19 protein-coding genes are annotated in these 20,713 nt (G+C 62.7%); 13 read left to right on the top strand and 6 right to left on the bottom strand.

What is annotated here, in order from left to right; translation table 11 throughout:
- Positions 1-212, bottom strand: a 212-nt coding sequence (locus VNX23_RS31110; RefSeq protein WP_414643053.1) for a hypothetical protein, incomplete at its 3' end; no start/stop codon positions are given.
- Between VNX23_RS31110 and VNX23_RS22285 the strand changes: the two genes are divergently transcribed.
- From VNX23_RS22285 to VNX23_RS22240, 10 genes are all read left to right on the top strand, one after another.
- Positions 172-1,764 (top strand): ABC transporter substrate-binding protein, encoded by a 1,593-nt coding sequence (locus VNX23_RS22285; protein WP_414643052.1) that lies wholly within the window; start codon positions 172-174, stop codon positions 1,762-1,764. The genes VNX23_RS31110 and VNX23_RS22285 overlap by 41 nt on opposite strands.
- A gap of 189 nt (positions 1,765-1,953) precedes the next feature.
- Positions 1,954-2,907 (top strand): ABC transporter permease, encoded by a 954-nt coding sequence (locus VNX23_RS22280; protein ID WP_325633636.1) that lies wholly within the window; start codon positions 1,954-1,956, stop codon positions 2,905-2,907.
- A gap of 4 nt (positions 2,908-2,911) precedes the next feature.
- Positions 2,912-3,799 (top strand): ABC transporter permease, encoded by an 888-nt coding sequence (locus tag VNX23_RS22275; RefSeq protein ID WP_325633626.1) that lies wholly within the window; start codon positions 2,912-2,914, stop codon positions 3,797-3,799.
- A gap of 7 nt (positions 3,800-3,806) precedes the next feature.
- On the top strand, positions 3,807-4,874 hold the full coding sequence (locus tag VNX23_RS22270) for an ABC transporter ATP-binding protein (protein WP_325633625.1): 1,068 nt from the start codon (positions 3,807-3,809) through the stop codon (positions 4,872-4,874).
- Positions 4,871-5,068, top strand: coding sequence for a hypothetical protein (locus tag VNX23_RS22265; protein ID WP_325633623.1), 198 nt, complete (start codon positions 4,871-4,873; stop codon positions 5,066-5,068). The genes VNX23_RS22270 and VNX23_RS22265 overlap by 4 nt, the downstream gene beginning before the upstream one ends.
- On the top strand, positions 5,065-6,477 hold the full coding sequence (locus VNX23_RS22260; RefSeq protein ID WP_325633621.1) for an amidase: 1,413 nt from the start codon (positions 5,065-5,067) through the stop codon (positions 6,475-6,477). The genes VNX23_RS22265 and VNX23_RS22260 overlap by 4 nt, the downstream gene beginning before the upstream one ends.
- Positions 6,474-7,451 (top strand): ABC transporter ATP-binding protein, encoded by a 978-nt coding sequence (locus tag VNX23_RS22255; RefSeq protein WP_325633619.1) that lies wholly within the window; start codon positions 6,474-6,476, stop codon positions 7,449-7,451. The genes VNX23_RS22260 and VNX23_RS22255 overlap by 4 nt, the downstream gene beginning before the upstream one ends.
- A 135-nt stretch (positions 7,452-7,586) precedes the next feature.
- Complete coding sequence (locus VNX23_RS22250; RefSeq protein WP_325633617.1) at positions 7,587-7,856, top strand: GlsB/YeaQ/YmgE family stress response membrane protein; 270 nt, start codon at positions 7,587-7,589, stop codon at positions 7,854-7,856.
- A 274-nt stretch (positions 7,857-8,130) separates the two neighbouring features.
- Positions 8,131-9,879 carry a type I secretion system permease/ATPase gene (locus VNX23_RS22245; RefSeq protein ID WP_325633615.1) on the top strand — a complete coding sequence of 583 codons (1,749 nt, stop codon included), beginning with the start codon at positions 8,131-8,133 and terminating at the stop codon, positions 9,877-9,879.
- Between the two features lie 11 nt (positions 9,880-9,890).
- Positions 9,891-11,186, top strand: a complete 1,296-nt coding sequence (locus VNX23_RS22240; protein ID WP_325633634.1) for an HlyD family type I secretion periplasmic adaptor subunit — start codon at positions 9,891-9,893, stop codon at positions 11,184-11,186.
- Between the two features lie 163 nt (positions 11,187-11,349).
- Here VNX23_RS22240 and VNX23_RS22235 read toward each other — a convergent pair whose 3' ends face one another.
- The gene (locus VNX23_RS22235) at positions 11,350-11,832 is read right to left on the bottom strand and encodes a CinA family protein (RefSeq protein WP_325633613.1); all 483 of its coding nucleotides are present in this window, start codon (positions 11,830-11,832) and stop codon (positions 11,350-11,352) included.
- A gap of 218 nt (positions 11,833-12,050) precedes the next feature.
- Between VNX23_RS22235 and VNX23_RS22230 the strand changes: the two genes are divergently transcribed.
- The 3 genes from VNX23_RS22230 to VNX23_RS22220 all read left to right on the top strand — a co-directional run bounded on the left by VNX23_RS22230 (position 12,051) and on the right by VNX23_RS22220 (position 15,028).
- Entirely contained in the window at positions 12,051-13,124 is a 1,074-nt protein-coding gene (locus VNX23_RS22230) for an amidohydrolase family protein (protein ID WP_325633611.1), read from the top strand.
- 50 nt (positions 13,125-13,174) lie between these two features.
- Entirely contained in the window at positions 13,175-14,290 is a 1,116-nt protein-coding gene (locus VNX23_RS22225) for an amidohydrolase family protein (RefSeq protein ID WP_325633609.1), read from the top strand.
- A gap of 324 nt (positions 14,291-14,614) precedes the next feature.
- Positions 14,615-15,028, top strand: a complete 414-nt coding sequence (locus VNX23_RS22220; protein WP_325633607.1) for a Rieske (2Fe-2S) protein — start codon at positions 14,615-14,617, stop codon at positions 15,026-15,028.
- 157 nt (positions 15,029-15,185) lie between these two features.
- Here the strand turns inward: VNX23_RS22220 and tcuB are convergent, their stop codons facing one another.
- The 4 genes from tcuB to VNX23_RS22200 form a co-directional block, all read right to left on the bottom strand.
- Positions 15,186-16,304 carry a tricarballylate utilization 4Fe-4S protein TcuB gene (gene tcuB, locus VNX23_RS22215; RefSeq protein ID WP_325633605.1) on the bottom strand — a complete coding sequence of 373 codons (1,119 nt, stop codon included), beginning with the start codon at positions 16,302-16,304 and terminating at the stop codon, positions 15,186-15,188.
- A 248-nt stretch (positions 16,305-16,552) separates the two neighbouring features.
- On the bottom strand, positions 16,553-17,584 hold the full coding sequence (locus tag VNX23_RS22210) for an esterase (protein ID WP_325633604.1): 1,032 nt from the start codon (positions 17,582-17,584) through the stop codon (positions 16,553-16,555).
- A gap of 171 nt (positions 17,585-17,755) precedes the next feature.
- The gene (tcuA, locus tag VNX23_RS22205; RefSeq protein ID WP_414643051.1) at positions 17,756-19,144 is read right to left on the bottom strand and encodes an FAD-dependent tricarballylate dehydrogenase TcuA; all 1,389 of its coding nucleotides are present in this window, start codon (positions 19,142-19,144) and stop codon (positions 17,756-17,758) included.
- 84 nt (positions 19,145-19,228) lie between these two features.
- Positions 19,229-20,557, bottom strand: coding sequence for an MFS transporter (locus VNX23_RS22200; RefSeq protein ID WP_325633600.1), 1,329 nt, complete (start codon positions 20,555-20,557; stop codon positions 19,229-19,231).
- Positions 20,558-20,713 lie beyond the last annotated feature (156 nt).

Below are 20,713 nucleotides of genomic sequence, written 5' to 3'. Positions count from 1 at the left end.
GCAATCACGATCTGGCGAGCTATTGCCGTCACTGGCACAGCCGTTGCATAAGATTGCATAAGAAATAGCCACCGAGAAAATCCAGGGGAATTGGTCGCGATGTTGAGTAACAAGTCAGGAAAACGCCGGATCGCGACGCTTGTCGTGGGGCTGGTGCTCGCTGCAGGCGCAATGCTGCCGGCAATCGCACGGGCCGAAACGATCATGCGCATCGGAATGACCGCAGCCGACATTCCGCGCACGCTGGGCCAGCCCGATCAGGGCTTTGAAGGCAACCGTTTCACCGGCCTGACGATGTATGACGCGCTGACGATGTGGGATCTTTCATCGGCCGACAAGGCGAGCGTGTTGATTCCCGCCCTCGCGACCGAATGGACGGTCGATGCAAGCGACAAGAAGAAATGGACGTTCAAGCTTCGCCCGGGCGTCAGGTTCCACGACGGCTCGCCCTTCAATGCCGACGCCGTGGTCTGGAATATCGACAAGGTGCTCAAGCAGGATGCAGTTCAGTTCGATCCGAGCCAGGTCGGCGTGACCGCGTCACGAATGCCGACACTGGCATCCGCCCGCAAGATCGACGACATGACGGTGGAATTGACTACCAAGGAGCCGGACAGCTTCCTGCCCATCAATCTCACCAACCTGTTCATGGCAAGCCCTGCCAAGTGGCAGAGGCTTTTCGATGTGGCGCAAGGAGCGGACACAAAAGCGAAATCGCAAGGAGCCTGGGCGTCCTTTGCAAAGGATGCCTCGGGCACCGGCCCCTGGAAAATGTCGAGCTTCACGCCGCGCGAGCGGCTCGAACTCGTGAAGAACGAGGAGTATTGGGACAAGGCGCGCGTTCCCAAGGTCGACAAGATGGTGCTGTTGCCGATGCCCGAAGCGAACGCGCGCACCGCAGCGCTGCTTTCCGGCCAGGTCGATTGGGTCGAGGCGCCCGCGCCGGATGCGATCCCCGAAATCAAGCAGCGCGGCTTCAAGATCTACAGCAACGAGGAGCCGCATGTCTGGCCCTGGCAGTTTTCGCGCGTCGAAGGCTCGCCATGGAACGACATCCGTGTCCGCAAGGCCGCCAACCTCTGCGTCGACCGCGAAGGCCTCAAGGATGGCCTGCTTGCCGGGCTGATGGTGCCGGCCACAGGAACGTTCGAGCAGGGCCATCCCTGGCGCGGCAATCCGACCTTCCAGATCAAATATGACAAGCCGGCGGCACAAAAGCTGATGCAGGAAGCGGGATTTGGTCCGAACAAGAAATTGACGGTCAAGATCCAGACCTCGGCGTCGGGATCGGGCCAGATGCTGCCGCTGCCGATGAACGAATATCTGCAGCAGGCGCTGGCTGAATGTTATTTCGACGTTCAGCTCGACGTTATCGAGTGGAACACGCTGTTCACGAATTGGCGGCGCGGCGTCAAGGATCCCACCGCCAACGGTTCGAATGCGATCAACGTCACCTATGCCGCGATGGATCCGTTCTTCGCGCTGGTGCGCTTCCTGCAATCGTCAATGGCGCCGCCGGTCTCGAACAATTGGGGCTATAACAACAATGCCAGGTTCGACGAGCTGGTGACGAAGGCGCGACAGACCTTCGAGCCCGCGGCGCGGGATGCGGCACTCGCCGAACTGCACGCGGCCTCCGTGGATGACGCGGCATTTCTTTATGTCGCCCATGACGTCGCGCCGCGCGCCATGAGCGCAAAGATCAAGGGCTTTGTGCAGCCGAAGAGCTGGTTCGTCGATTTTTCGCCGATTTCGATGCAATGAGATGCAATGAAAAGTAGGCGGCAGCCTGTGCTTGCGCCCGGGATGCTCTCTCAACTCCCTCCCCCCTTGCGGGGGAGGGTTGGGGAGGGGGGTAGTCACACGGATGGTGCTCGCAATACCCCCGCCCCCAACCCCTCCCCGCAAGGGGGAGGGGAGCTCCGCGCGTCGTGTGAATAGAGGCAGGTGGCCGTGCTCATCTATGTTGCCAGGCGCATTGTCTACGTGATTCCCATCGTCATCAGCGTGGCGCTGGTGTGCTTCCTGCTCGTGCACATCACCCCGGGCGATCCGCTGGTCGCGGTGTTGCCGGCAGATGCATCGCAGGAACTCGCCAACCAGATGCGCATTGCCTATGGCTTCGACCGGCCGCTGCCGGTGCAGTTCGGATTGTGGCTGTGGAAGGCGGTCAACGGCGACCTCGGCAACTCCATCGCAACCGGGCGGCCGGTGCTGACGGAGGTGATGCGCGCCGTCGGCAACACAGTGACGCTGGCGATCGCCGCAGCGTTGATCGGCTTTACCTTCGGGCTGTTGTTCGGACTGATCGCCGGCTATTTCCGCGATACCTGGATCGACAAGGTGGCGACGTCGGTCGCGATCGCTGGCGTCTCGGTGCCGCATTACTGGCTCGGCATGGTGATGGTGATCATCTTCTCGGTGCAACTCGGCTGGCTGCCCGCCGTCGGCGCGGGTCCCGGTGGCTCGGGCGCGTGGGGCTGGGACTGGGAGCACCTCCGCTATTTGACCCTGCCTGCGATCACCACTTCCGTCATTCCCATGGGGATTGTCACGCGCACCGTGCGCGCCTTGACCGGCGATATCCTCAGTCAGGATTTCGTCGAAGCCTTGCGCGCCAAGGGTCTTCGTGAAACGGATGTCTTCCGCCATGTCGTCAGGAATGCCGCGCCGACCGCGATGGCCGTGATGGGCCTGCAGCTGGGCTACATGCTCGGCGGCTCGATCCTGATCGAAACCGTTTTCTCATGGCCGGGATCGGGGCTGTTGCTCAATTCGGCGATCTTTCAGCGCGATTTGCCGCTACTTCAAGGTACGATCCTGGTGCTTGCCCTGTTCTTTGTGATTCTCAACCTGATCGTCGACATCGCGCAAGCCGCGATCGACCCGCGCATCAAGCGGAGCTGAATCGATGAGTGCGATCGCCGACGCAGCCCTCCAGGCGGCGCCCGCATCCGGGCCGCGCGGTTACTGGGCCACAGTCGCCCGTCGCATCCTTCGTGACAAGGTAAGCATGGTCTGCGCCTTCGTTCTGGTTGCGATCTTCTTGTCGGCCCTGTGCGCGCCGTGGCTCGGTCTTGCCGATCCCTATCAAGGCTCGATGATCCGCAGGCTCCGCCACATCGGCACGTCGGGTTATCCGCTCGGCACCGACGAGCTTGGCCGAGACATGCTGGCGCGCCTGATCTATGGCGGACGGCTGTCCTTGATTGTCGGCATCCTCCCGGTCATCTTCGCTTTCGTGATCGGAACCTCGCTCGGCCTGGTCGCCGGCTATGTCGGCGGCAGGGTCAACACCGCCATCATGCGCACGGTCGATGTGTTCTACGCCTTTCCGTCGGTACTGCTCGCGATCGCGATCTCGGGTGCGCTCGGCGCCGGCATCGTCAATTCGATCGTTTCGCTGACCATCGTTTTCGTCCCGCAGATCACCCGCGTCTCCGAAAGCGTCACGACCGGCGTGCGGAACATGGATTTCGTCGAGGCAGCGCGGGCGTCCGGCGCCGGTCCCTTCACCATCATGCGTGTGCACATGCTGGGCAATGTGCTGGGGCCGATTTTCGTCTACGCCACCGGCCTGATCTCGGTGTCGATGATTTTGGCCGCCGGGCTTTCCTTCCTTGGCCTTGGCACGAAACCGCCGGAGCCGGAATGGGGCTTGATGCTCAACACGCTGCGCACCGCGATCTACGTCAATCCGTGGGTGGCGGCGCTGCCCGGCGTCATGATCTTTGCGGTGTCGATCTGCTTCAACCTGCTCAGCGACGGCATGCGCAGCGCGATGGATATCCGGAACTGAACAAGCGATGAGCCCGAGCGTCCCTTCCGTCGAACTGCTGGAGCCGATCGATGATCGCGGCGGCGCTGCGCAGCCGTTGCTCGAAGTCAACGGCCTCACCAAGCACTTTCCGGTTCGTGGCGATCTCTTCAGCGCGCGCAAGACGGTACGGGCGGTCGACGATGTGTCGTTTTCGATTCGGAAGGGCGAAACGCTCGGGATCGTCGGCGAATCCGGCTGCGGCAAGTCGACCACCGCGCGGCTGTTGATGCATCTGATGAAGCGCGACGCCGGCGAAATCATCTATGACGGAATGAAGGTCGGGCACGCCTTGTCGCTGCGCGAGCTTCGCCGCTGCATGCAAATGGTATTCCAGGACAGCTACGCCTCGCTCAATCCACGCCTGACCATCGAGGAATCGATCGCCTTCGGCCCCAAGGTCCATGGCATGGCGGATGTGGCGGCGCGTCTGCTCGCACGCGAACTGCTCGGCAAGGTTGGCCTGCGCCCTGAAACCTTCGCCAATCGTTACCCGCACGAAATTTCCGGCGGGCAACGTCAGCGCGTCAATATTGCGCGGGCCTTGGCGCTCTCGCCGCGGCTTGTGATCCTCGACGAGGCGGTCTCCGCGCTCGACAAATCGGTCGAAGCCCAGGTGCTCAATCTTCTCGCCGATCTCAAGCGCGAGTTTGGGCTGACTTATCTGTTCATCAGCCATGATCTCAACGTGGTCCGTTATGTGTCCGACCGCGTGCTCGTGATGTATCTCGGCGAGGTGGTCGAGCTCGGCCCGGTCGAGAAGGTATGGGACGCCCCCGCCCATCCCTATACCCGCGCGCTGCTCGCGGCGATGCCGTCTGCCGATCCCGACAACCGGACAGAGAGGCCGCCGATCTCGGGCGACCCGCCCAATCCGATCGATCCGCCGCCCGGCTGCCGCTTTCACACCCGCTGCCCGTTCGCAGAACCCGTCTGCGCAAAAGCGACACCTGCATTGACGGCGCTCGAGACAGTGGGCCATCAAGCCGCCTGTTACATGGCGATACCCGGCTCAGGCCACAGCCTGGCGCCCAGAAAGAGGGACGATCAAGCATGACAAGACCCACTGCCAAAGAGGTCAAGGCGATCGCCGACGTAGCCGGTGTGCCGGTGGATAACGAGGCTGCCGCGCGCATCGCCAACTCGATCGGGCCTGCCTTCGACGGTTTCGCCGCGATCGCCGGCACGCTGCAATTCGACCTCGAGCCCTCGACTTTCGTGGTCGTCCAGACGAGCAAGGCCGCGCGATGAGCAGCGAACCCGCCTTGATGTCCCTGACCGCGGTCGCGAAAGCGATCGCGGACAAGCGGGTCTCCTCGCGCGAGGCGACGCAATCCTGTCTCGCCAGAATCGTGCGATGGCAACCCCATCTCAATGCCTTCATGGCGATCGAAGCGGAAGAGGCGCTCAAAGCCGCCGATGCCGCCGACACCGCGCTCGCCAAAGGCGATCGTCGCGGCCCATTGCACGGCGTGCCGCTGGCGCACAAGGACATGTATTACGAGGCCGGCAAGGTCGTGACCTGCGGCTCGCGCATCCGCGGCGATTTCGTCGCCACGACCACTTCGACCGCACTGCAGCGCCTCAAGAATGCCGGCACGATTCGTCTCGGCTCATTGCAAATGGCCGAGTTCGCCTATGGACCGACCGGCCACAATTCCCATTACGGCTCCGTTCACAATCCCTTTGCGCTCGACCACATCACGGGCGGCTCGTCATCGGGATCGGGTGCCGCCGTCGCCGCGCGCCTGACGTTCGCAGCGCTCGGATCCGACACCGGCGGGTCGATCCGGATGCCGGCGCATTTCTGCGGCGTCACCGGGCTGAAGACGACCGTCGGCCGGATCAGCCGCGCCGGCGCGATGCCGCTGTCGCAATCACTCGACACCGTCGGGCCGCTGGCGCGCACCGCCGAGGATTGCGCGGTGCTGTTGACCCTGATGGCGGGCGCCGACCCCGAGGATCCCACTGCCGTATCGGGGCCGGTGCCGGACTATGCGGCGGCAACAACCCAATCGATCAAGGGCCTGACCATCGGCGTGCCCACTTCTTTCTATGTCGACGATCTCGATGCCGACGTTGCGGGCGCGCTCGAGGCGACGATTGCCGCCTTCAAGCGGGAGGGCGCCAATATCGTCGCGGTCGAATTGCCGGACCAGCGCCAGCTCTCTGCGGCAGCCCAGCTGGTCCTTGCCGTCGAGGCGGTAGCCTTTCACAAGCGCTGGTTGATCGAGCGGGCGCAGGACTATGGGGCGCAGGTCTTGATGCGGCTGCAGAACGGGCTTGCGATCCCGGCCGTCAACTATCTCGAAGCCATGCGCTGGCGCGGCGTAGCGCTTGCCGCGCATCTTGCTGCCGTCAAAGGTGTCGACGCCGTGATTGCACCGGTATCGCCGGTGCCCGCGCCGACCATCGCCGAGAGCGATGTCGGCAACAGTCCGGATGCCGAAGCGGTGATTCAGCGGCTGACGCGCTTTACCCGTCCGATCAACTATCTGGGCCTGCCGTCGCTTTCGATTCCGTCCGCCTTTACCCGGAGCGGCCTGCCCGTGGGCATGCAGCTGATCGGCCGCTCGTTCGATGAAGCAACGCTGTTGCGGATTGGCGCGGCGTTCCAGCGCGCCACCGATTTTCATGAAAGGGTGCCGCAGCTTCCATGACCCCCCTCGTCGAGGTCGAAAGCCTTAACGTTCGTTTTTCTGGCGATCGCAACGTGCACGCCGTGAACGATCTCAGCTTCTCTCTCCGCGAGGGGGAAGTGCTGGGCCTGTTGGGCGAGTCCGGTTCGGGCAAGAGCGTGACCTTGCGCGCGCTGATGCGGCTGTTGCCGAAAAAGCGGACGCAAATTTCGGGCGGCATTCGCGTGCTGGGCCGCGACGTGCTGGCGCTCGATGAGGAAGAACTTTCGGCGTTCCGCGGTCAGACCGTTTCGATGATCTTCCAGGAGCCCGCTCTCGCGCTCGACCCGGTTTACACCATTGGCCGGCAGATTTCCGAAACCGTGATGCGCCACGAGGGCAAGAGCCAGAAAGAGGCAATGGCGCGCGCGCTGGAAATGCTGGAAGTGGTGCGGATCCCCTCAGCCCGGCGAAGGCTGGAGGCCTATCCGCACGAGATGTCGGGCGGCATGCGGCAGCGGGCGATGATCGCGCTGGCGCTCGCCTGCAAGCCGAAAATCCTCCTGGCCGACGAGCCGACCACCGCACTCGATGCCACCGTGCAGATCCAGATCCTGTTGTTGCTGCGCGAATTGCAACGCGAGTTCGGCATGTCGATCATCTTCGTAACACACGATATCGGGGTGGCGATCGAAATCTGCGACCGTGTCGCCGTGATGTATGCGGGCCAGATTGTCGAGCAGGGAGCGCTCAGCCAGATCGTGCGTTCTCCGCTCCATCCCTACGCGCGTGGGCTATTGGCATCCACCGTTCTTCGCGCCAAAAGGGGCGAGCGGCTGGAAACCATTCCGGGCACGCCGCCCTCGCTCGATCATGCACCGACCAATTGTTCCTTCGCACCGCGCTGCAGTTTCGCGGAGGCGCGCTGTGTCGAGCGGATCCCGCCCAACGTGCAAATCGCCCCTGACCGGGTCGCAAGGTGCATTCTTGCGGAACGCGAGACATCCGCGAGCTGATCCGCCTTGTCCTGACGGGGCGAAGCAGATTGCAACCGGCGCGTGTTGCAGCAAATTGGAGTCGTCACATCGGCCAGGAATGGATAGTTTGCACCCGGCGCCGGGAGCAATGGCGCGGAGAGAACGGGGGGTTCCATGCGTCTATCCAACGAAAGCATCCTGGTGATCCTGTTCGTCGGCCTGGTCGCGGGCTGGCTGGCGGGAAAGATCGTGCGCGGCACCGGATTTGGCATCATCGGCGATATTGTCGTTGGCATCGCCGGCGCGCTGATCGCCAGTTTCCTGTTTCCCAAGCTCGGCATCCATCTCGGCACCGGGCTGGTATCCGAGATCATCTATTCGGCGATCGGCGCCATCGTGCTTCTGCTGGTCGTGCGGCTCATTCGAGGTGGCGGCCGCTTTTGACCGTCACGCCGACGCCTTCTCTTGCGGAGCAACTGGCGGGGGTGTACGGCCTTTGGCCGCCTCTCCCTGATCCCGTCGGCCACGCGTGATTTCGCGCATCGGGTAGGGGTGAACGCTCTGGGTTTGCTACCCTTTTTGGCGCCCACGAGCCGCACCGCCGGCTTGCGGGTTAACGCGGCCTCAATAGACGTTCGCTATAAAAAACGTTAAAACATTCGGTACGCGCCCTCTTTTTAAGTTGAGGCGGCGACCCCTCACGAAGAGACAAGGATAGATGGCAGCCGCTCCCGGCGTCCGGCGTTCCGAACTCGGTGAAGCACTGCGCGCCTGCCGCACGGCCTTCATCGGTGTCGGCATCATGAGCTGCATGATCAACCTCCTCTACCTGACGGGGTCGTTGTTCATGCTTGAGGTCTATGACCGGGTGCTTCCGTCGCGGTCGGTGCCGACCCTTGTCGGACTGATCATCCTGGCGTGCGGATTGTACATCGCCCAGGGCATTCTCGACCTAATCCGGGGACGAATCCTCGGCCGTATCGGCACCTCGCTCGACGAGGCCCTCAATGCCCGCGTGTTCGACACCGTCGTGCGCCTGCCGCTGATGGTGGGCGGCCGCAATGAAGGCCTGCAGCCGTTGCGCGACCTGGACAATGTGCGCTCCTTTCTGGGCAGCATGGGACCGGGCGCGTTTTTCGATCTGCCCTGGTTGCCGTTCTATCTGGCGATCTGTTTTGCCTTTCATCCCCTGATCGGCGTCACGGCGCTTGTTGGCGCCATCATCCTGGTGGCGCTCACCATCCTGACCGAATTCCTGTCACGCACGCCGGCGCGCGAGGCGACGGGATTGGCGGCACGTCGCAACGATCTGGCGGCCAGCAGCCGACGGAACGCGGAAGTGCTGGTGTCGATGGGAATGGCCGGACGCCTGAACAGGCGCTGGAGCGAAGCCAACCAGAGTTATCTCGCCGGCAATCAGCGCGCCAGCGATGTCGCTGGAGGTCTCGGTGCCGTCGCCAAGGTCTTGCGGATGATGCTGCAATCGGCGGTGCTCGCCGTCGGCGCCTATCTCGTGATCCATCAGGAGGCGACCGCCGGCATCATCATCGCGGGATCGATCTTGGCCGCGCGGGCGCTCGCGCCGGTCGATCTGGCCATTGCCCACTGGAAGAGCTTTGTGGCCGCGCGCCAGAGCTGGCAGCGGCTCAACCGGCTGCTCGAAACCCTGCCGGCGCGTCCTGCGCCGACCTTGCTGCAAAGCCCTTCGAGCCGCCTGTCGGTGGAAGCAGTCACGATCGTGCCGCCCGGCGACCAGAGGGTCGTCGTCCAGGACGCCACGTTCACGCTCTCGGCCGGAATGGGCCTCGGCATCATCGGACCAAGCGGGTCTGGCAAATCATCGCTGGTGCGCGCGCTTGTCGGCGTGTGGCAGCCGGTACGCGGAAAGGTGCGGATCGACGGCGCCGCGCTCGATCAGTGGTCGTCCGAAGTGCTCGGCCGCTACGTCGGCTATCTGCCCCAGGACGTCGAATTGTTCGCAGGCTCCGTTGCCGACAATATCTGCCGGTTCGATCCCAAGGCCAGTTCCGACGGGATCATCGCGGCGGCAAAGGAAGCCGGCGTCCATGAAATGATCATCAAGATGCAGGATGGCTACGATACCCCGATCGGCGAGCGGGGCACCGCGCTTTCGGCAGGTCAAGCGCAGCGCGTGGCGCTCGCAAGGGCGCTGTACGGCAATCCTTTCCTTATCGTTCTTGACGAACCGAATTCCAATCTGGATACCGAGGGCGACGAGGCCTTGACACGGGCCGTCCGCGCGGCGCGCGAACGCGGTGCCATCGTCGTGGTCGTCGCACACCGGCCGATCGGGATTGAGGCGGTCGATCAGCTTCTGGTGCTCAAGGAGGGCCGGATGCAGGCTTTCGGGCCGAAGGAAACCGTGCTGGGCCAGGTAATGCAGCCGCGCGTGGCGGCGCCTTCGCCCATCAAGATCGTCTCCGAAGGAGGAGTTGCCAAGTCGTGACAGCCAACGACATGAAGGGAGCGCGCCACTCGATCCGGCGGCACTTGCTCGTCGGTCTGGCCGTGGTCGTGCTGCTCGCCGGCGGGCTTGGCGGCTGGGCATCGACGGCGCAAATCTCCGGCGCGCTGATCGCGCCGGGCTCGGTCGTCGTCGAATCCAACGTCAAGAAGGTCCAGCATCCCACCGGCGGCGTGGTCGGCGAGCTGCGCGCGCGCGATGGCGACGTCGTCAAGGCCGGCGACGTGGTGGTGCGGCTTGACGATACCGTCACCAAGGCGAGCCTTGCCATCGTCACCAAGAACCTCGACGGCCTGTTGGCGCGCGGCGCGCGGCTTGAGGCCGAACAGCGCGGCCTTGAGAAGATCGTCTTTCCGAAAACGCTGCTCGACCGCGCCGATGATCCCGATGTCAAGGCCGTGATGGCGAGCGAGAGCAAGCTGTTCGAGGTGCGCGTCAACGGGCGGGCCGGACAAAAGTCGCAATTGCGCGAACGCGTCAGCCAGCTGAACGAGGAAATCGCCGGCCTCACCGCGCAGGAAAAGGCCAAGGATCAGGAAATCGCTCTGGTGGAGAAGGAACTGGTCGGCGTTCGCGATCTTTACGACAAGCACCTGGTGCAAATGACGCGCCTGACCACGCTCGAGCGCGACGCGGCGAGGCTCGCCGGCGAGCGCGCGCAATACATTGCCTCGCGGGCACAGGCCAAAGGCAAAATCACCGAAACCGAACTGCAGATCATCCAGATCGACAAGGACATGATCAGCGACGTTTCCAAGGATCTGCGCGAAACCAACGACAAGATCGGCGAATTCGTCGAACGCAAGGTCACCGCCGAGGACCAGTTGCGCCGGGTCGATATCCGCGCGCCGCAGGACGGCATGGTGCTGCAATCGACCGTCCATACGGTGGGCGGGGTGATCACCGCCGGTGACGCCATCATGCTGATCGTCCCGCAGGCCGACGATCTTCAGGTCGAGGCCAAGGTCAACCCGCAGGACATCGATAAATTGCAGGTCGGCCAGAAAACCCTGCTGCGGCTTTCGGCGTTCAACCAGCGCACCACGCCGGAACTGAATGGCATCGTCACCCGCGTCTCACCCGACGTCACCACCGATCAGCGCACCGGGCAGTCCTATTACACCATCCGCATCTCGATGCCGCCGGAAGAGGTGGCGCGCCTTGGCGACGTCAAACTGATTCCGGGCATGCCGGTGGAAGCCTTCGTACAGACCGGCGACCGCACCTTGATCTCCTACCTGATCAAGCCGCTGAGCGATCAGCTGATGCGCGCGTTCCGCGAGAAGTGACGCTAGCCGTTGCGGCGTCGTCCCCGCGCACGCGGGGACCCATAACCATATCTGGTCGTTATCTTGCTCGCCTCGCAATGACGGGGCAACAAAACGTGCGACTGACCAGGTCGGTGCTTATGGGTCCCAGCTCGCGCTTGCGCTTGGCCGGGACGACGCTGATTTACCGCGACAAATTCTCCAGCAGCAAATTCAGCGCCGTCGATGCGAACACATGCATGTTGGCGAGCCGATCGGAGCTGCCGGTCTCCAAGGTGATCGCAGCCGATTGAGCGCCGGAAACGGCCATGCAGCAATGGCCGGCCGCATCGCCGTAGCGATTGCCGGTCGGCCCGGTTGCGCCGGTCTCGGACAGACCCCAATCAGCAGAGAAGCGCTGACGGATCTGGCCCGCCAGCAGTTTGGCGTAAGCCTCCGAAGCCGGACGGATTGCCTTCATCGCGTCATCAGGGATGTTCATCAGCACCCGCCGCGCATCGCGCGTGTAAACCACCGCGCCGCCGAGGAAATAGGCCGACGCGCCGGGCACGGCAAGGAGGCTTGCCGAAATCAGCCCGCCGGTGGAAGACTCCGCGACCGCGATGGTCTGTTTTCGCGCCTTGAGTTTGACAGCAATCTGTTCGGCGATTGCGACAAGATCCTTCATCGAAATTGGCTCCTGCGAAAGAGTTACCTGAACGCGAGGCCCCATGCGTTTCTAGCACCGCGCCCCGCTCTTGCCGAGTTGCGCCACAGTGACCAGCCTGCTTCAATGCAAGCCGTCATTCCGGGATGGTGCGTTAGCACCAGACCCGGAATCTCGAGATTCCGGATTCGATGCTGCGCATCGCTCCGGAATGACAGGGCCGATGAGGAAACCAGTGCATGACGGTCCCGGTTGCTGGCGGCGTGGATTGCGATCTGCATCCTGCAGTCCCGCATCTGACGAGTCTCTTGCCTTATCTTAACGACTACTGGCGCGATCAGGTCGCCACCCGCGGCATGACCGACCTGATATCGCAATCCTATCCGCTTAATTCGCCAATCTCCGCGCGGCCGGACTGGCGGCCGGCAGGTGGAAAGCCCGGATCACACCTTGCGGACATGCAGGAGCAAGCGCTTGCCCCCTTCGGCGTCAGCTACGGCATCTGCAATCCCTTGTTCGGCGTGCAGATGGTGTTTTCGGAAGACATGGCTGACGCATTCTGCCGGGCGCTGAACGATTGGCTGGCGAAGGAGTGGCTCGACAAGGATAGCCGCCTGCGCGGATCGATCGTGATCCCGGCTCAGAGCGTCGAGAAATCGGTCGCGGAAATCGAGCGCTGCGCTCGCGACGAGCGCTTCGTCCAGGTGCTGATGCTGGTGATGGGCGACATGCCGCTCGGCAAACGCGCCCTCTGGCCGATCTATGCCACCGCCGAAAGGCTGGGGCTGCCGGTCGGCATCCACGCCGGCTCGAACTATCACAACCCGCCGACATCAGTCGGTTGGGGTTCCTACCACATCGAGGATTATGTCGCGCAGGCACAGGCGTTTCAGACGCAGTTGACCAGCCTGATCGTCGAAGGCGTGTTCGCGCGCCATCCTGGTCTGAAAATGGTGATGCTGGAGAGTGGCTTCACCTGGCTGCCATCCTATCTCTGGCGGCTGCACAAGTTCTGGCGCGGAATCCGCATGGAAACGCCGTGGGTCGATCGCGCGCCGCTGGAGATTGTGCGCAGCAACATCCGCTTTTCCCTGCAACCGATCGACGCGCCGCCGGACCCCCAGACCTTAAATCGGCTGTTTGATCATATGCAGTCCGACGAATTGCTCCTATTCTCCACCGACTATCCGCATTGGCAATTCGAAGGCGATGCGGCGTTGCCGGAAGGGATGTCGCCGGAAATGGTCCGCAAGATCATGATCGACAATCCCTATGCGACCTATGGCCGCCTAAAGCAGATGGTGGGGGCATGATCCCAGAATGGAATTCAGGGTTCATGCCCAACTAAAATGGAGAGGACGCCATGAACATTCAGTTCCGCGACCGCCCGGAGCAGGTCTCCTCCGTTGATGCCAGGACCGCGATTGCCGATTGCGACATTCACCCGGCGCGCGCCACCAGGACCGAATTATATCCGTATCTCGCCAAGCGCTGGCACGAACACCTCGAAGTCTACGACAAGCGTCCCTATCACGGCATGATGGACGGGCCGCCTTATCCGAAGGCGCAACCCAATGCGGCGCGACGCGACGCCTATCCGCCGGAAGGTGGTCCGCAAGGCTCATCGCTTTCCTTCATGCAGCAGCAGCATCTCGATCCGAACAATGTCGCCCTCGGCGTTCTCAACCCGCTCGCCACCGGGCAAGGCATTCGCAACCAGGAGCTCGCCGCCGCGGTCTGTTCGGCGGTCAACGACTGGCAGATCGACAAATGGACCAGCAAGGACGGTCGCCTGAAGGGCTCGATCGTGGTCGCCAACGAGGACGGACCCTTGGCCGCTGCCGAAATCCGCAAACGCGCGGGCGACAAGAATTTCGTTCAGGTGCTGTTGTTGAGCCGCAACGTCGAGCCGCTCGGTCAGCGTCGCTACTGGCCGATCTATGAGGCGGCCGAAGAGGCGGGGCTTCCGGTCGGCGTGCACGCGTTCGGCTTTGGCGGCAATCCGCTGACGCCATCCGGCTGGCCGAGCTTTTACATCGAGGAGATGGTCGGCCATTCGCAATGCCAGCAGACGGTGCTCGCAAGCCTGATCCTGGAAGGCGTTTTTGAGCGGCATCCAACACTCAAGATGATCATGATCGAGGCCGGCTTCGGCTGGGCGCCGTCGCTGACGTGGCGGCTCGACAAGAGCTGGCAGCGGTTGAAGAGCGAGGTGCCGCATGTGAAGCGGCCGCCGTCGGAATATGTCCGCGACCACATCTGGTGGACCACGCAGCCGATGGAGGACCCCGAACGCCGCGACCATTTGTTCGATGTGATCGAATGGGTCGGCTGGGACAAGCTGTTGTTCGCGACCGACTATCCGCATTGGGATTTTGACGATCCGACGCGGGTGTTGCCTCCCGGCGTCAGCGAGGCCAATCGCGAAGCGTTTTACCTGAACAACGCGCTCAAGCTTTACGGACTCGCAAAGAAGTAAAGCGCGATGGTCTTGGTTGAATCACTTTCTGTGCAGATCAGGTTAGCGCCGGCGCTCTCCCCCTTGCGGGGAGGGAAGGCCGAAGCAAGGCGAAGGCCAGGGTGGGGGTTTTCAAAAACAACTCTCACGTAATGGAGATTTTTAACAAAATGAGCACCCCCATCCGACCGCTGCTTCGCAACGGCCACCCTCCCCGCACTCGCTTCGCTCGCGGGGGAGGGATAACACCGTCATATGTGATGGCCCAGCCGCAAGCGGGGAGAGGGAGTGCACTTTCAACGCGGTTGCGGTCCATTCCGACCGCATCAGGCCCTGCAAACTAACATGGCGCGTCATGTCGTTGCTTCCGTCGACGAGCTGCCGCCGGGCGCGCGCAAGTTCCTTGACCTCGATGGCCGCCCGATCGCGATCTTCAATATCAAAGGCGAGTTCTTCGGCCTGTTGAACCGCTGCCCGCACCAGGGCGCCGCCCTGTGCGAGGGCCCGCTGATCGGGCTTGCGCAGTCGTCCGATCCCGGCGAGATAAAGTACACGAGATTGGGCGAAATCATCCGCTGCCCGTGGCACGGCTGGGAATTCGATATCCGCACCGGCCAATCCTGGTGCGAGCCGAAGCGTTTTCGCACCCGCGCCTATCCCGTCAATGTCGAGCCGGGAACAGCCGTGGTGAAGGGACCGTATGTCGCGGAAACGATCAAGGTTTCGGTCGAAAGCGATTACGTCGTCGTGGAGCTCTGAACGCGCTTCAGAACAAGCGTAGGGTGGGCAAAGGCGCCTTACGCGCCGTGCCCACCAACTGTCACAGCGAGTGACGCGGTGGGCACGCAGCCTGTGATCGGGCGCGCGTTCGCGCGACCGTTGGCTTTGCCCACCCTACCGCTGAGCTTGCAACGCGCTACTCCGTCATCGCCCCCTGCGCCGCCATCCGCCGCTCGCGCGTGTAACGCACCAGCGCGACGTAGCGGTAGAGGCCATGCACGAATTTCCCGTAAGGCAGCGTGATGAAAAGCGCGAATACCACGCCGAGATGCAGCGCCAGCAAGGGCCCCATCGCGACAGTGTCGCGCCACAACAGAAGTGCCAAACCGGTGAGGCCTGTCAGGAACAGCATGAGGATGAAGGCGACGTCCATGCCGATGCGCTTCTCGTCGACCAGCGCAGGATCGCGCTTGAACCTTTCAGTAAGCAGCCCGGCAGGCCCGATCAGAAGGGCGATGCCGCCGAGCGTGCCGAGGACGACCGGCAGGTCCCACCAGGCGTAAGGCGCCTCGCGTGCAAGCAGGTAGTGATAAAGCGTCGCGACCGAGGTCGACGCAAAGCACAGGAGAAAACCGTAGAACGTGAAATGGTGATAGATCTTGCGGTGATCGGTAGGGCGTTCGTCCTCGTTGAAGCAGCCGACGCCGCCGCCGTCGAGATAGCGTAGCCGTCCGGCATCTTTCATCGCCTGCCAGAGCGAACCGGTCTGCATAAAACTTCCGATCGGCTCGCCGATATCGCGCCAGAAGGCGCGCACGCTCATGGCAAGCGCAACGATGGCATAGAGAAACGCCAAGCCGAACAACGCAGCCATCGCGCTGTGCGGCATCAGCGCGTAGAACGCACCTGGGCCGGTGTGGATGCCGACCAGAACTTGGCGGTCGATAGAAGCGGCAAAACCGAAAATGAACGCGGCGACGCTCAAAGCGCAGATGAGACTTATGGCAACGCCGTTCCGCGCGAACAGGCCTGATAGTGCGCTCGGCCACGCGTAAGTCGCCCAGGATTCCGCGCGCACGATCGCCAGGGTTTGCGGCACATTGACGTTGAATTCGTGCGGCGGCGAGAACTGGCAATCGGTGTAGCAGGCGCCGCAGGCGTGGCAGAGATTGGCGAGATAGTTGAGGTCGCCGTCGGAAAACGAGCGGCGCATTTCCATTGCCGGAAACACCGCACACAGGCCCTCGCAGTAGCGGCAGGAATTGCAGACCGTCATCAGGCGGTCGGCTTCTTCCAGAATTCTGGTCTTGTGCATCTATGCGGCTCCGGAGCGCTGCAACGTGGTCCCCGGGAAAGCGGGGACCCAAACGCCGGGTCTTGTCAATATGGCGAGATGCGCGCCGGCTCTCTTGATCTCACCACAACGGCCGGTGTTTATGGGTCCCTGCGTCCGCAGGGACGACAGATGAGGATCGCTTTGTACGCCGTCGTCCCCCCAAGTCAGGAAAGGTGGCCTGAACTGGGGTGGTTTTCCGTGCATGCCACGCATGTTTGTATTTTCATCTACTTCGTCAGGCCTTTGCCTTCCAGCCAGCTCTGGATCAGGTTCGCAACCTCGGCGTTGTTCTTGTCCATCATGATCATGTGCGAATTGCCCTTGATGCCGATCTGCGGCAGGTCGACGACATCGACACTGCCGCCGGCGGCCTTGATGTTTTCCGCAAACGCGAGGCCCGTGCCGCGCATTTTGGGCCAGCGGGTATCGCGCTCGATGAAGTCGCCATAGATGATCAGGGTCGGGATGTTCTTCAGTGCATCGATCCTTGTGGGGTCGCCGACGCCGGCCGGCTCGACGGCGATCAGCGCCTTGACCTTGTCGGGGCGCGCCTGCGCCACCTTGAAGCCAAAACTGCCGGCCTGGCTGTGGACCATGATGATGCACGGGCCGACGCGATCGACCTCCGCAACGTAGGCGGCAATCGTCGCCTCATCGTTGGTGGTCCAGCGCGGCACGCCCTGCTTGACGAAATTGTCGTAAGCCTCAGTCGGAAACAGACTGCCCGGCAGCGTCTTGCGCCTGGCGGGGTCGGGATCCCAGGAGTTCGGACCGTCGCCGATGCGAAAGCGCAGAAACGGGTTCGCTGTAGTCAAAAACACCGGCTCGCTCTTGAAGATGTCGGGATATTGCGCCCAGCCGGCGCGGCCGCGCTCGACGGCGTCGGAATTGTAGACGCTCCATCCCTTGCGCAGAAAAAAATTCAGCCAGCCTTCGCGACCATCAGGGGTGGTCTCCCAGGTGACGCCGGTCAGTCCGCCGCCATGCCACATCAGAAGCGGATAGGCGCCGTGTTCGTTGCTCGGCAGGAAGTACTGCACATACATCTGCTCCACCTGATAGGTGCCGTTGGGATCGACTTTTGCGGGCACGCCGCCCGGCGTGAACACGATCTCCTTGACCGGCTTGCCGCTGATCTCGACCAGGCGGCCGCCGACATGGAACGAGCCCATGTCGCGAAGCGAAATCGGCTCGGCGGCGCGCGCCGAAACTGCCGACATCAGGGTTGCCGTAACTGCAGCGAAAATCAGTCGTGACATGGCTCCTCCTTATGTTGCCGCGGCGGCAGCCCGCTCCCTCACCCTTGCGGGGGAGGGTTGGGGAGGGGGTCCACCCGACAACGATGCGAGAATACCCCCACCCCCGACCTCGAGAGCGAGCTTCGCTCGCCTCGGACCCCACAAGGGGAGGGGTGAAGAGACGGCACCGTGTCAATTCCTTGGGTTCTTCGCCGCCTCGCGCCCGGCGATCCGCCCAAACACGCTGCCGATGGTCATGCCGATGCCGGCGGCATAGCCGCGGCCAAGCACATTGCCGGCCATGATCTCGCCGGCGGCGAACATGTTGACGGAAGGCTTGCCGTCCTTCATCAGCATCCGCGCCTCCCTGTTCACGCGCGTGCCGAGATAGGTGAAGGTAATGCCGGGCCGCACGGGATAGGCATAGTAGGGCGGGGCTTCGATCCGCCGCGCCCAGTGCGTCTTCGGTGGCGCCAGTCCTTCGGTGCGGCAATCGTCGAGAATCGTGTGATCGAAGGTGCCGGGTCGCACTGCCGCGTTGAAATCGGCGACTGTCTTTTCCAGCGCGCCCCGATCGAGATCGAGTCTCGACGCCAGGCCGGCGATGCTGTCCGCCTCGATCGGCGGAAACAGCGTCGGCATGAAGCTGTTGCGAGAGCTGGCGTCGAAAATGATGTAGGCGATCTGGTCGGGTTGGGCTGCCACCAGCCTTCCCCAGATCGCGTAGCGTTTCGGCCAGATGTCCTCGCCCTCGTCGTAGAAGCGCTGGGCGTCTTTGTTGACGACGATCCCGAACACCACGGAATCGTGCCTTGTAATGATGCCGCCGTCGAATTTCGGCGCGCGTGCATCGATGGCGACCGCGTGACATTGCGTGGGATCGCCGATTTCCTGCACGCCCTTCTCAAGCAGCATTTTCAGGACCGAGCCGCGGTTATAGGGTGTGCCCCGGATCAAGAAATTGTCGGCAGCCTCGCCCCAATATTGCTTGAGCCATTCGATGTTGGCCTCGAATCCTCCGGCGGCGGCGACAAGCGTCGCAGCCGTGGCGGTGGCAATACCCTCGACTTGCCTCACCGTGGCGGAGAGAAACATGCCGTCGGCGATTTCGAGATCGATGACTTCGGCGTCGTAGACAATGTCGACTCCAAGTTGCTCGGCGGTCAGATAGAGCGCATTGAGCATGGCCCGGCCGCCGCCGAGGAAGAATGAATTCGTGCGTCCGAGGCTAAGCGTGCCGCCGAGCGAGGGCTGCCAACGCACCCCCTGTTCGACGATCCAGCCAAGAATATCCTTGGACTCGGCGATCATGTGACGCGCCAGCTGCTCGTCGGTCTGACCACCGGTGACGCGAAGCAGGTCTTCCCAGAATTCCGCTTCGGTATAGGGCCCGGTGAGGATATCGGTTGCCGCATCATGGGCGCAGCGCATATTGCGGGTATGGCGGGTGTTGCCGCCGCGATAGAATTTTGGCGCGCCCTCCAGCACCAGGACGGAAGCGCCCAAGCGTCGCGCGCTGATTGCGGCGCATAGTGCGGCGTTGCCGCCGCCGATCACCAGCACGTCGTATTTGCGGGACAGATCGACCATGGCCGTTGCTGTTGGCGTGGAAATCAAAGCCGGTATCCGGGCAGATGGGTCCGCGGCCGAGGCACAATTAAAGCCTCATGTCGCGACCGCTTCCTCGGTGGCGATGGTCCTGCCGGGCCGATAGATCGTCAGTGCGGCGAAGATGCCGAGCGCCGCGGCGCACATCAGCCAGAAGCCGGGAGAGGCCTTGTCGCCGGTGTGCTCGATCAGCCAGGTCGCAGCGAAAGGCGTGAACGTGCCGAACAGGCCGGCGGCGAGCGCAAACGCCATCGAGAAGCAGGTGGTGCGGACGTGCCGCGGCACCACTTCCACCAGCGCGCCGAGCATGGTGCCGCTGTAAACGCCGAAATAGAACGAGAACATCATCTGGACCGCCAGCATCTTGCCGAAGGTGGGCGCTGTGACCAGCCAGTTCAGCGCGGGGTAGGCGGTGACGAATGACAGGCATGCAATGGTCAAGAGCACGGGCTTCCTGCCGATCCGGTCCGACACCGCGCCGCCGACCGGATTCCAGATGAAGTTGGTCACTGCGACCAGGAGCGTGACAAGAAGCGCGTCCTGCGAGGAAAGCTTCAACACGTTCCTGCCGAAGGTCGGCGTGTAAACGGTGATGAAGTAGAAGGTCGTGGTGGTCAAGACCGCCACCATCATGCCAAGCACGACGATTTTCCAGTTCACGGCCGCGGAGCGGAAGACCTCGGCGGTGGAAGGATGTTTTTTCATCGCCAGAAATTCAGGCGTTTCTTCCAGCGTGCGGCGAAGGAAGAAGATGAAGGGAATGATGAGGCAGCCGATGAAGAAGGGAATTCGCCACTTGGCGAATTCAAGGCCGCCAAACAATGCTACGGTGTCGCTCGTGACATACTGGTTGAGCACATAGCCGATGATCGCGGCGACAAAAATCGCGACCTGCTGGCTGGAGGATTGAAACGAGGTATAAAAACCCCGGTTGCCGGGGGTTGCGATCTCGGCCAGATAGACCGACACGCCTCCGAGTTCGACGCCCGCGGAAAAGCCCTGCAGCAGGCGGCCGACCAGAACGATGATTGGAGCTGCGACGCCGATGCGCGCATAGTCCGGGCACAGCGCAATGGTCACGGTGCCCATTGCCATGATGGTCAGGGTGACGATCAGGCCCTTGCGGCGGCCGATCCGGTCGATATAGGCGCCGAGCACGATGGCGCCGACGGGACGCATCAGGGCACCGAGCCAGAACACGCCGAAAGTGTTGAGCAGCGAGGCGGTCTCGTTGTCAGATGGAAAGAAGGCCTTTGCGATATAGGGCGCGTAAAATCCGAACAGGAAGAAATCAAACTGCTCGAGGAAATTGCCGCTCGTCGCTCTGAGAATGGCGCCAATTCGCGACTTGAGCTGAACCGGCGGCGAATCGGACGAATGCGACATTATGGATTTCTCCCCATTGGTCCTCAAAAAGCCCGCGCGGCCGGGGCATTTCGTATTGCTTCGTCGGCCAATTTGCCACGTCGGCGCGGTCCGACCAACCCAAAATGCACTGCGGCTGGTTCCACGCATACGGGCGCAACGGTCGGAGCAATCTCT

This window comes from Bradyrhizobium sp. (genome assembly GCF_035570375.1).
Lineage (GTDB): Bacteria > Pseudomonadota > Alphaproteobacteria > Rhizobiales > Xanthobacteraceae > Bradyrhizobium.
Note: the sequence above shows the minus strand (reverse complement) of the source record. Positions and strands in the feature narration are given on the sequence as shown.